The sequence below is a fragment of the Curtobacterium citreum genome (assembly GCF_006715175.1).
GTDB lineage: Bacteria > Actinomycetota > Actinomycetes > Actinomycetales > Microbacteriaceae > Curtobacterium > Curtobacterium citreum.
This window is the reverse complement of sequence record NZ_VFMQ01000001.1, coordinates 3,285,888-3,298,414: the sequence shown is the minus strand read 5'-3', so window position 1 is coordinate 3,298,414 and position 12,527 is coordinate 3,285,888. Positions and strand designations below refer to the sequence as shown.

Genomic DNA, 12,527 nt, shown 5'->3' with positions numbered 1-12,527 from the left:
GGGTTCTTCGGTGGGCCACATGATGGCAGGCGGTTTCGTCTGGTGGAGTGTGGTGCCGATCGTATGTTGAGAACTACACAGTGGACGCGAGCATCTTTGAAATCGCTTGCAATGGTTGGTCGGCCTTCGGGTGGGCTTGTCGTTGTGAGTGGATTGCAATTTTTAATCTTTGTGGTCAAGTTTCTAAGAGCAAACGGTGGATGCCTTGGCATCTGGAGCCGAAGAAGGACGTAGAAATCTGCGATAAGCCTCGGGGAGCTGATAATCGAGCTGTGAGCCGAGGATTTCCGAATGGGGAAACCCCGCCAGGCGCTTTTGTGACCTGGTGACTCCCGCCTGAATATATAGGGCGGGTAGAGGGAACGTGGGGAAGTGAAACATCTCAGTACCCACAGGAAGAGAAAACAACATGTGATTCCGTGAGTAGTGGCGAGCGAAAGCGGATGAGGCTAAACCGATCATGTGTGATAGCCGGCGGGCGTTGCATGGTCGGGGTTGTGGGACACGTCGCTCAGTTCTGCCGGACTGGGGCGGTTACAGCGCATCATAGTCGAACCGGTTTGAAAGCCGGGCCGTAGTGGGTGCCAGCCCCGTAGACGAAATGGTGTTATGGCCGGATGTGTATCCCAAGTAGCACGGGGCCCGAGAAATCCCGTGTGAATCTGTCAGGACCACCTGATAAGCCTAAATACTCCCAGATGACCGATAGCGGACAAGTACCGTGAGGGAAAGGTGAAAAGTACCCCGGGAGGGGAGTGAAATAGTACCTGAAACCGTTTGCTTACAAACCGTCGGAGCCTCCTTGTAGGGGTGACGGCGTGCCTTTTGAAGAATGAGCCTGCGAGTTAGTGATATGTGGCGAGGTTAACCCGTGTGGGGCAGCCGTAGCGAAAGCGAGTCTGAATAGGGCGATACAGTCGCATGTCCTAGACCCGAAGCGAAGTGATCTATCCATGGCCAGGTTGAAGCGACGGTAAGACGTCGTGGAGGACCGAACCCACTTCAGTTGAAAATGGAGGGGATGAGCTGTGGATAGGGGTGAAAGGCCAATCAAACTTCGTGATAGCTGGTTCTCTCCGAAATGCATTTAGGTGCAGCGTTGCGTGTTTCTCGCCGGAGGTAGAGCTACTGGATGGCCGATGGGCCTCAACAGGTTACTGACGTCAGCCAAACTCCGAATGCCGGTGAGTGAGAGCGCAGCAGTGAGACGGTGGGGGATAAGCTTCATCGTCGAGAGGGAAACAACCCAGACTACCAACTAAGGCCCCTAAGCGTGTGCTAAGTGGGAAAGGATGTGGAGTTGCACAGACAACCAGGAGGTTGGCTTAGAAGCAGCCACCCTTGAAAGAGTGCGTAATAGCTCACTGGTCAAGTGATTCCGCGCCGACAATGTAACGGGGCTCAAGCACACCGCCGAAGTTGTAGATTTCGCACACCGATTAGCCTTCGTGGTTCAGTCGTGCGGAGTGGTAGGAGAGCGTCGTGTGGCGAGTGAAGCGGCGGAGTAATCCAGCCGTGGACGCCACACGAGTGAGAATGCAGGCATGAGTAGCGAAAGACGGGTGAGAAACCCGTCCTCCGAAAGACCAAGGGTTCCAGGGCCAGGTTAATCCGCCCTGGGTAAGTCGGGACCTAAGGCGAGGCCGACAGGCGTAGTCGATGGACAACGGGTTGATATTCCCGTACCGGCGAACAACCGCCCAAGCTAATCCAGTGGTGCTAAGAGTCCTAACCCGGGCTTACTGGATCCCTTCGGGGTGATGGTGTCCGGTCTAACGCTCGACCCCATGCTGGTGCGGCTAGCGTATGAACAGGTGTGACGCAGGAAGGTAGCTGAGCCAGGCGATGGTATCCGTAAGGTGAACCTGGTGTAAGGATGTAGGGCTGACGATAGGCAAATCCGTCGTCTGTGTGCCTGAGATCCGACGCGTACCCGTTTGGGGAAATCAGTGATCCTATGCTGCCGAGAAAAGCATCGACGCGAGGTTGCAGCCGCCCGTACCCGAAACCGACTCAGGTGGTCAGGTAGAGAATACCAAGGAGATCGAGAGAATCGTGGTTAAGGAACTCGGCAAAATGCCCCCGTAACTTCGGGAGAAGGGGGGCCGGACACGTGATACGAACTTGCTTTGTTGAGCGTTGAAGGCCGCAGAGACCAGTGGGAAGCGACTGTTTACTAAAAACACAGGTCCGTGCGAAGTCGCAAGACGATGTATACGGACTGACGCCTGCCCGGTGCTGGAAGGTTAAGAGGAAGGGTTAGCCTTTGGGCGAAGCTCTGAATTTAAGCCCCAGTAAACGGCGGTGGTAACTATAACCATCCTAAGGTAGCGAAATTCCTTGTCGGGTAAGTTCCGACCTGCACGAATGGCGTAACGACTTCCCAGCTGTCTCAACCGCGAACTCGGCGAAATTGCACTACGAGTAAAGATGCTCGTTACGCGCAGCAGGACGGAAAGACCCCGTGACCTTTACTACAGTTTGGTATTGGTGTTCGGAGTGGCTTGTGTAGGATAGGTGGGAGACTGTGAAGCGGGCACGCTAGTGTTCGTGGAGTCATTGTTGAAATACCACTCTGGTCACTTTGGATGTCTAACGTAGGACCCTGATCGGGTTCATGGACAGTGCCTGATGGGTAGTTTAACTGGGGCGGTTGCCTCCCAAAGAGTAACGGAGGCGCCCAAAGGTTCCCTCAACCTGGTTGGCAATCAGGTGGCGAGTGTAAGTGCACAAGGGAGCTTGACTGTGAGACTGACAGGTCGAGCAGGGACGAAAGTCGGGACTAGTGATCCGGCAGTGGCTTGTGGAAGCGCTGTCGCTCAACGGATAAAAGGTACCTCGGGGATAACAGGCTGATCTTGCCCAAGAGTCCATATCGACGGCATGGTTTGGCACCTCGATGTCGGCTCGTCGCATCCTGGGGCTGGAGTAGGTCCCAAGGGTTGGGCTGTTCGCCCATTAAAGCGGTACGCGAGCTGGGTTTAGAACGTCGTGAGACAGTTCGGTCCCTATCCGCTGCGCGCGTTGGAAATTTGAGAAGATCTATCCCTAGTACGAGAGGACCGGGATGGACGAACCTCTGGTGTGTCAGTTGTTCTGCCAAGGGCACCGCTGATTAGCTACGTTCGGACCGGATAACCGCTGAAAGCATCTAAGCGGGAAGCCGTCTTCGAGATGAGATTTCCATGCACCTTGAGTGTGAGAGGCTCCCAGCAGACTACTGGGTTGATAGGCCGGATGTGGAAGCGGGGACTAACGACCCGTGGAGCTGACCGGTACTAATAAGCCGAAGACTTGACAACACACTTTTTACCCACACCATTCGTGGTGTGGGGCTCGCGTCCACTTTGTGGTTCCCGACAGACGATCGGGAACATGAAACTGAACACCGCGCATGCGCGGGACAGCTTTCTTGATCCGATGGGTCAAGTCGAAGGTGTTCCGGTGGTCATAGCGAGAGGGAAACGCCCGGTCACATTCCGAACCCGGAAGCTAAGCCTCTCAGCGCCGATGGTACTGCAAGGGGGACCTTGTGGGAGAGTAGGACGCCGCCGGACTCAACGTAAGTGATGTGGCCATCGGCCCTCCATCGAGAACTCGTAGGGGAGACCCTCGTTCTCGGGAGGCCGGTGGCCACATCTGTTTCTGCTGCAGGTCGCTCGACTCACCGGCCGGTTCGTGATGGACTGGGACGGTGCGGCGGCCCGACCGGCAGCGCCTGTACACACAACGACACAGTGGACGATTCCCAGGGCCTCGGGCCCGGGCACGCAACGAGGAGCAACGGTGGCGAACGACGACGAGCAGCGACGCAACGACGGGGATCGTACGGGCCGTCCCGACAACGGTCGTGGCCGTGGTCCTCGTCGGGACAACGGACCCCGTGGCTCCGGAGATCGCTGGGCTTCGGGCCCGCGTGACTTCGAGCGGCGTGAGGGTGACCGTGGGTCTCGCGACGGCGATCGTCCGGCCGGCGGCTCGGGCGGTCGGTCCTTCCGCGACGGCGACCGTTCGGTCCGGGACGGTGGGCGGCGCCCCGCGTGGCGCGGCGAGCGTGACGGGGCGCGTCCGCCCCGTGGGGACGGGCCCCGTGGCGCCGACCGCGGCGACCGCACCGACCGACCGCGCCGGGATGGCGACCGTCCGTTCCGCGGCGGGGATGACCGTCGTCCGCAGCGAGACGGTGAGCGTCGGCCGTTCCGCGGGGGTGACGATCGTCGCCCGCAGCGTGATGGCGACCGTGCGTTCCGTGGTGGTGACCGGCCGTTCCGGGGGAACGATGACCGTCGTCCGCAGCGTGATGGTCACCGTCCGTTCCGTGGAGGTGATGAGCGTCGTCCGCAGCGTGACGGTGAGCGTCGGCCGTTCCACGGTGGTGATGATCGTCGCCCGCAGCGTGATGGCGACCGTGCGTTCCGTGGTGGTGACCGGCCGTTCCGTGCTGGCGATGATCGTCGTCCGCAGCGCGATGGCGACCGGCCGTTCCGTGGTGGCGATGATCGTCGTCTGCAGCGCGATGGCGACCGGCCGTTCCGTGGTGGTGACGACCGTCGTCCGCAGCGCGATGGCGACCGGCCGTTCCGTGGTGGTGACGACCGTCGTCCGCAGCGCGATGGCGACCGCTCGTTCCGTGGTGGCGACGACCGCCCCCGTCGCGACGACCGCGGCGGCGACCGTCCGCGCTTCGGGGACGGCAGCCGTCACGCCGGCGCCAGGTTCGGCGAGGCCGCCCGTGACGACTGGGAAGACCGCGACCCGTACGGCACGCGTTCGATCCGCCCGCGGCACGACGACCCGGAGATCGACGAGAGCGTCAGTGCACGCGACCTCGACCCCGCGGCGCGTGCCGAGCTCAAGACGCTCAGCAAGGACAACGCCGAGTGGGTCGCGAAGCACCTCGTCATGGCGGCGCTGCTCGTGGACGAGGACCCGGAGACGGCCAACCTCCACGCGCTGAGTGCCGCACGTCGAGCCGGACGTGTCGCGGTCGTCCGCGAGACCGCTGCGATCACGGCCTACCGGACCGGTGACTTCGCGACGGCCCTCCGTGAGCTGCGGACCTACCGTCGGATCTCGGGGCGGAACGACCAGCTGCCGATGATGGTTGACTGCGAGCGGGGACTCGGCCGTCCGGAGCGCGCGCTCGAACTCGGGCGTTCGGTGGACCGCGCAGCACTGGAGACGCCGGTGCAGGTGGAGCTCGCGATCGCGATGTCGGGTGCACGACTCGACCTCGGGAACCCCACAGCCGCGCTCGGCGAGCTGGAGATTCCACAGCTCGACCCGAGCACGGCCTACAGCTGGTCACCGGCGCTCTACAGTGCTTACGCGGCCACGCTCGAGGAGCTCGGCCGCCAGGACGAGGCCGACGAGTGGTGGGCGCGGGTCGACCGCGCCGCCGCTGCGCTCGAGGAAGCGGCCGACGACAACGCATGGGAGACGGTTGATGTGGTCGAGGAAGAAGTCGAAGGACACGACGAGCACGGCGCCGGCGGGATCGACGACACCGAGCAGCTCGGGGACGACACCGACGAGCGTGACGACGCCGACCAGCTCGGCGGCGACACCGCCGAGCTCGACGATCCCGACGACGAGCTCGGCGAGATCGACGACGACAACCCCCGCGACGTCGAGGGATCCGCAGCCGACTGAGGCACGGCCGACGCCGCCGACGGACGGTGTGGACGTCGTCCTCACCGACCTCGACGGCGTGGTCTACCGCGGACGCAACGCGATCCCGCACGCGGTGGAGGCCCTGACGCGGGCGTCGCTCTCGGCACGCGTCGGCTACATCACGAACAACGCGTCCCGTCGCCCGGTCGACGTGGCGGAGCACCTCGAGCGCTTCGGGCTCGTGGTCGGTGCCGACGACGTCGTCACCTCGTCGCAGGCTGGCGTCCGACTGCTCGAGACGCTCGTGCCGGCCGGGTCGACGGTCCTCGTGACCGGCGGGCTCGGTCTGACGAGCATCGTCGAGGCCGCCGGCTTCACGGTGACGTCGAGCGCCGAGGACGCGCCGGCCGCGGTCATCCAGGGGTTCTCGCCGGACCTCGGCTGGACGCACCTGGCCGAAGCCGCCTTCGCGCTCGCTGACCCCGACGTGCCGTGGGTCGCGACGAACATGGACTGGTCGATCCCGGTCGAGCGCGGGATCGCGCCCGGCAACGGCACGCTCGTGTCCGCCGTGCACCAGGCCGTCGGTCGGATGCCGGTCGTGGCGGGGAAGCCCGAGCGCCCGATCTTCGACGCTGCCCTGGCCCGCTTCGGCGGGGAGCACCCGCTGTTCGTCGGGGACCGGCTCGACACCGACATCAAGGGCGCGAACGACGCCGGCATCTCGAGCGTGCTCGTCCTGACCGGCATCGACCAGGCGAAGCAGGTGCTCGCGGCGGACGTCCGGTCGCGGCCGACGTTCCTGCTCGAGGACCTCCGCGGACTGTCGGAGCCCTACCCGGTGACGCTCCGGCGCGAGGACGCCGACGGCACCCGGTACGTGACGGTCGGCGACGCGACGGTGGCCATGCACGGGCACCGGGTCCGTGTCCTCGACGGTGGGACCGCCATCGATCGACTGCGTGCCGGTGCCGCACTGATCTGGGAGTCCGGACTGGCCATCTACGGCCTCGACGTGGATCCGAAGCTGTACGGCGGCGAGTAGCCTGACCGACGTGTCGAACCACGAGCCGGGACCCGAGCCGGGCACCGCCCAGCCGATCCCGGTGCCGGGTGCCGCCCAAGCGATGCCGAAGCCGGGCCCCGCCCGGCACGGCGCGGAACCGGGCAGCGCGCACGAACCGGGCACCGCTCAGGGACCGGGCAGTGCTCAGGGACCGGGCAGTGCTCAGGGACCGGGCAGTGCTCAGGGACCGGGCAGTGCTCAGGGACCGGGCAGTGCTCAGGAACCGGGCACCGCACAGCAGGGTGCCGAGCCGGACGACGTCGCGGCGCGGACGGCCCGGGCAGAGTCGCTGCCGCTCGAGGAACGTGCTGACGCCTTCGCGGCCATGCACGACGAACTCCGCACCCGGCTCGAGAGCGGGCAGCAGGTGCCGCGTGCCTGAGACCGCTCCGGTCCGGCTCGACGCACTCCTGGCAGCCCGCGGTCTGGCGCGCTCCCGGACGGCGGCTGCGAAGCTCATCCAGGCCGGACGGGTGACGGTGGCGGGCGCCGCGGTCGTGAAGCCCTCCACGCCGGCCGACCCGGACGCGGAGATCGTGGTGGACACCGAGGACGAGTGGGTCTCGCGTGCGGCCCTCAAGCTCGTCCGCGCGCTCGACGAGTTCGCCGTCGACCCCGCTGACCGGGTCGTGCTCGACGTCGGCGCGAGCACGGGCGGCTTCACGCAGGTCCTCCTGCACCGGGGCGCCCGCCGTGTCGTGGCGCTCGACGTCGGACACGGGCAGCTCGACCCGGTCCTGGCCCTCGACGAGCGCGTACGCGTGGTGGAGGGGACGAACGCGCGGGAACTCACCGCCGAGGACTACGCGGCACTCGACCCCGAAGCCGCCGACACGAGCCTGGTCGTGGGGGACCTGTCCTTCATCTCACTTCGGCTGGTGCTCCCCGTGCTGGCCGAGGCGGTGCCGGCTGACGACTTCGTGCTGCTCGTGAAGCCGCAGTTCGAGGTCGGCCGCGGCGGTGTCCGCGAGGGCATCGTGCGGGACGCCGGGCTGCGGAACGACGCGCTCATGAACGTCCTCTGGTCGGCGTGGGACGCTGGCCTCGGAACCACCGGCCTCGCCGCCTCACCCATCGTCGGGACGCACGGGAACCACGAGTACCTCGCGCGCTTCCAGCGTCGTGTCGGTGGCGATCCGACAGAATGGGGGAACCCGACAGCGTGGATCGGTCGGGCGATCGAACTGACCGAAGGGGCTGCATGAGCGACCGGCACATCCTGCTCGTCTCCCACACGGGTCGCCAGGACTCCATCGAAGCCGCCGTCGAGGTCTGCGACCTCCTCCACGCGGCAGGGCTCGTCCCGGTGATGCCCTTCGACGAGTACGCCGACGTCCGGCGCGCCGAGGCGTCCGTCGGGCAGGTCGACATCCTGAACGTCGACGTGCAGGCCGACCAGCTCGAGATCGTCATCGTGCTCGGCGGGGACGGCACGATCCTCCGTGCGGCCGAACTCGTCCGTGGGACGGGGGCGCCGATCGTCGGCGTCAACCTCGGGCACGTCGGGTTCCTGGCCGAGAGCGAGCGCGACGGACTGCGCGCCACGGTCGAGCGGGCGTTGTCCGGCGACTACAAGGTCGAGGAACGCGTCACCCTGCAGGTCGACGTGGTCGTCGGGCACGAGGTCGTGTACTCGTCCTGGGCCCTCAACGAGGCCACCATCGAGAAGGCATCGCGCGAGCGCATGCTCGAGGTCGTGACGGAGGTCGACGGCCGCCCGCTGTCCTCGTTCGGCTGCGACGGGGTGGTCGTCTCGACCCCGACCGGTTCGACCGCGTACTCGTTCTCCGGCGGCGGCCCGGTCGTCTGGCCGGACGTCGACGCGCTCCTGATGGTGCCGCTCAGTGCCCACGCCCTGTTCTCGCGGCCGATCGTCGTCGGCCCCGACCGCGTGCTCGCGGTCGAGGTCCTGCGCCGAACGAGCGGCGTCGGTGTGCTCTGGTGCGACGGCCGCCGCACCCACGACCTGCCGCCGGGCGCCCGGGTCGAGGTCCGTCGCTCGCCCGACCCGGTGCGCGTCGCACGGCTCAAGGACGCCCCGTTCACCGACCGCCTCGTGGCGAAGTTCCAACTGCCCGTCGCCGGGTGGCGCGGGCCGGCGACCGAGGACGACGCATGATCGAGGAGATCGTCATCTCCGACCTCGGCGTGATCGGTGAGACCACACTCGAGCTCGGCCCGGGCTTCACGGTCGTCACGGGGGAGACCGGTGCGGGCAAGACGATGATCGTCACCGCGCTCGGACTCCTGCTCGGCGCGCGTGCGGACGCGGGCTCGGTCCGTCGCGGTGCCCCGAGCGCCGTGGTCGAGGGGCGTTGGCACGTGCCGGAGCACGACGCCGTGGCCGAACGCGTCGAGGACGCCGGCGGGACCGTCGAGGACGGCGAGCTCATCCTCACCCGCACGGTGTCCGCGGAGGGCCGCAGCCGCGCCACGGTCGGTGGCCGCAGCGCCCCGGTCGCGGTGCTCGGCGAACTCGCCGACCAGCTCGTCACGGTGCACGGGCAGTCCGACCAGATCCGCCTGACCTCGTCGAGCGCCCAGCGCGCCGCGCTCGACGGCTTCGGCGGTCGGGCCGTGCAGCGCGCCCTCGACGCCTACGTCGCGGCGTACGACACGTGGCAGGCCCACACCGGCGAGCTCGAGACCCTCGTGCGGGACCGGGACGACCGCGTCGCCGAAGCCGAGCGGATCCGCGCGGCCTCGGCCGAGATCGAGGCCGCCGACCCACAGCCGGGCGAGGACGCCGAACTCGCCGAGCGTGCCGAGCGCCTCGGGAACCTCGAGGACCTGCGGCTGTCCGCCGGTCTCGCGCACGAGGCGCTGTCGAGCGAGTCCCTCGACGACAGCCCGGACGTCGTCGGCCTGGTCGAGTCGGCCCGCCGCGCGATCGAGCGGGTGGCCGGCTCCGACGCGGCCCTGCAGCCGGTGCTCGAGCAGCTCACCGAGCTCGGCATCCAGGCGGCCGAGGCGTCGGCATCCCTGTCGAGCTACCTCGGTTCGCTCGAACCGGACGCCGGGCACGACCTCGAGCTCATCAACGAACGACGGGCGCTCCTCGCGGGGCTCACGCGCAAGTACGGCGACACCGTCGACGACGTCATCGCGTACGGGCAGCGGGCGAGCGACCGGCTGCTCGAGCTCGACGGCGACGACGACCGCATCGTCGCGCTGCAGCAGGCCGTCGAACACGACGAGCAGGCGCTGGAGCAGGCCGCGACGACCCTCACGGCCGCGCGGGCGAAGGCGGCGGCTGACCTCGCGAAGCGGGTCACCGCCGAGCTCAAGACCCTCGCGATGGCCGGTGCCACACTGGTGGTCGAGGTCACCGACGGCGGCGAGTACCGCCGGCACGGGCGCGACCAGGTCGCGATCCTGCTGCAGCCGCACTCCGGCACGGACCCGCGGCCGATCGGCAAGGGCGCCTCCGGTGGTGAGCTCTCCCGCGTGATGCTCGCGATCGAGGTCGTCATGGCCGGCAGCACGACGGTCCCGACGTTCGTCTTCGACGAGGTCGACGCGGGCGTCGGCGGTGCCGCGGCGATCGAGATCGGTCGGCGCCTCGCCAAGCTCGCAGAGCGCACGCAGGTCATCGTCGTCACCCACCTGGCGCAGGTGGCCGCGTTCGCGAACAACCACCTGAACGTCGTGAAGGACGCCAGCGGTGCGGTGACCTCGTCGAGCGTGCGACGGCTCGAGGGCGAGGAACGGCTGCAGGAGATGGCTCGGCTGCTCTCCGGGCTCGGCGACAGCGCGAGCGGCATGGAGCACGCGCGGGAACTCCTCGACGTCGCCGGCCAGCGCGCGTAGTCCCCGGCCTCGGACGCGGACACGGAGGCACGCCTCGCGCCCGTCCCACACCGCCGTCTCCACGACGCAACGTCGGCGGCTCCTCGCAGCGCTGTACCGCTGCGAGGAGCCGCCGACGTTGCGTCCCGCGGAACGGCAGACCGGCCACCCGCCGTGGACCCGGCCACGCGGCGGGCGCAACGCCCGCGGCGAACGCGGGTCGCGCCTCCCGGCAGTTCTGACGTACGATGGAACCCCGTGGCGGACACTTCAAGCGGCGGAACCAATTCTTCGAACGCGACCCCGAAGGTGACGAAGCAGATCTTCGTGACCGGCGGGGTCGTCTCGTCCCTGGGCAAGGGCCTGACGGCGGCCAGCCTCGGCAACCTGCTCACGGCGCGCGGCCTCAAGGTCGTCATGCAGAAGCTCGACCCGTACCTCAACGTGGACCCGGGCACCATGAACCCGTTCCAGCACGGCGAGGTCTTCGTGACCGACGACGGCGCCGAGACGGACCTCGACATCGGGCACTACGAGCGCTTCCTCGACATCGACCTGTCGCAGTCGGCGAACGTCACGACCGGCCAGGTCTACTCGACGGTCATCGCCAAGGAGCGTCGCGGCGAGTACCTCGGCGACACGGTCCAGGTCATCCCGCACATCACCGACGAGATCAAGCGTCGGATGCGCGAGCAGGCCGACAACGACCCGCAGCCCGACGTCATCATCACCGAGGTCGGCGGCACGGTCGGCGACATCGAGTCCCAGCCGTTCATCGAGTCGGCCCGCCAGGTCCGCCACGAGCTCGGCCGCAACAACGTGTTCTTCGTGCACGTCTCGCTGGTGCCGTTCATGAGCGCCTCGGGCGAGCAGAAGACCAAACCGACGCAGCACAGCGTCGCCGCGCTCCGCTCGATCGGCATCCAGCCGGACGCGCTCGTGCTCCGGAGCGACCGCCCCGTGTCGGACTCGAACAAGCGCAAGATCGCGCTGATGTGCGACGTGGACGAGGACGCCGTGGTGAACGCCGTCGACGTCCCGTCGATCTACGACCTCCCGACGCTGCTGCACGACCAGGGCCTCGACCAGGTGATCATCGACGCGCTGAAGCTCGACGCGCACGACGTCGACTGGTCCGCGTGGAAGCCCGTCCTCGACGCCGTGCACGAGCCGAAGAAGGAGGTCACGATCGCCCTCGTCGGCAAGTACATCGACCTCCCCGACGCCTACCTGTCGGTGACCGAGGCCCTGCGCGCCGGCGGCTTCGCGCACAGCGCCAAGGTCCGGCTCAAGTGGGTCGTCTCGGACGACTGCACCACGCCCGAGGGGGCTGCGAAGCACCTCGGGGACGTCGACGGCATCTGCGTGCCCGGCGGGTTCGGCGTGCGCGGCATCGAGGGCAAGCTCGGCGCGCTCCGCTTCGCGCGTGAGCAGGGCATCCCGACGCTCGGCCTGTGCCTCGGCCTGCAGTGCATGGTCATCGAGTACGCCCGCCACGAGGCCGGTCTGACCGACGCGTCGAGCACCGAGTTCGACCCGGAGACCTCGACGCCGGTCATCGCGACCATGGCGGAGCAGGTGGACATCATCGCCGGTGGCGACCTCGGCGGCACTATGCGTCTGGGCCTGTACCCGGCGCACTTCTCCGACGGCTCGCTCGCCGCGGAGCTGTACGGCGCGTCCGAGGCGTCGGAGCGTCACCGTCACCGCTACGAGGTGAACAACGCCTACCGTCAGCAGATCGCGGACGCCGGCCTGGTGTTCTCGGGCACCTCGCCCGACGGCACGCTCGTCGAGTACGTCGAGCTGCCCCGCGACGTGCACCCGTTCTACATCGCGACGCAGGCGCACCCCGAGCTGCGCTCGCGGCCGACGGACGCCCACCCGCTGTTCGCGGGGCTGGTCGACGCGGCGATCGCGCGCCACGAGGCGTCGAGCCTGTTCGACCCGGCGGACGAGCAGGCGGAGGTCGTCGCGTAACGCGACCCACGGTCGGACTGGCGCGCCCCGCTCAGAGGCAAGGCGAAGCCTTGCGCGGGGCGCGCCGACCGAGCCTGCG

At 67.3% G+C, this 12,527-nt stretch carries 7 protein-coding genes and 2 rRNA genes; all 9 read left to right on the top strand.

The features are described from left to right. Positions 1–173 precede the first annotated feature (173 nt). The 9 genes from FB462_RS15635 to FB462_RS15595 all read left to right on the top strand — a co-directional run bounded on the left by FB462_RS15635 (position 174) and on the right by FB462_RS15595 (position 12,448). Positions 174–3,302 (top strand): 23S ribosomal RNA (locus FB462_RS15635). A 138-nt stretch (positions 3,303–3,440) separates the two neighbouring features. Beyond that, a 5S ribosomal RNA gene (gene rrf, locus FB462_RS15630) occupies positions 3,441–3,557 on the top strand. A 1,345-nt stretch (positions 3,558–4,902) separates the two neighbouring features. After that, positions 4,903–5,652, top strand: coding sequence for a tetratricopeptide repeat protein (locus tag FB462_RS15625; protein ID WP_114851443.1), 750 nt, complete (start codon positions 4,903–4,905; stop codon positions 5,650–5,652). A 28-nt stretch (positions 5,653–5,680) separates the two neighbouring features. Further along, positions 5,681–6,658, top strand: coding sequence for an HAD-IIA family hydrolase (locus FB462_RS15620; RefSeq protein ID WP_229666952.1), 978 nt, complete (start codon positions 5,681–5,683; stop codon positions 6,656–6,658). 10 nt (positions 6,659–6,668) lie between these two features. Continuing rightward, a complete protein-coding gene (locus FB462_RS15615) occupies positions 6,669–7,061 on the top strand; it encodes a hypothetical protein (protein ID WP_141862902.1) in 393 nt (130 codons plus the stop codon). Beyond that, entirely contained in the window at positions 7,054–7,884 is an 831-nt protein-coding gene (locus FB462_RS15610; protein WP_141862900.1) for a TlyA family RNA methyltransferase, read from the top strand. Before FB462_RS15615 ends, FB462_RS15610 begins: the two co-directional genes overlap by 8 nt. Further along, the gene (locus FB462_RS15605) at positions 7,881–8,798 is read left to right on the top strand and encodes an NAD kinase (protein ID WP_141862898.1); all 918 of its coding nucleotides are present in this window, start codon (positions 7,881–7,883) and stop codon (positions 8,796–8,798) included. The genes FB462_RS15610 and FB462_RS15605 overlap by 4 nt, the downstream gene beginning before the upstream one ends. Continuing rightward, complete coding sequence (recN, locus tag FB462_RS15600) at positions 8,795–10,489, top strand: DNA repair protein RecN (RefSeq protein WP_141862896.1); 1,695 nt, start codon at positions 8,795–8,797, stop codon at positions 10,487–10,489. The genes FB462_RS15605 and recN overlap by 4 nt, the downstream gene beginning before the upstream one ends. Before the next feature lie 237 nt (positions 10,490–10,726). Then, positions 10,727–12,448, top strand: a complete 1,722-nt coding sequence (locus FB462_RS15595) for a CTP synthase (RefSeq protein WP_167510147.1) — start codon at positions 10,727–10,729, stop codon at positions 12,446–12,448. The last annotated feature ends 79 nt before the right edge of the window (positions 12,449–12,527 follow it).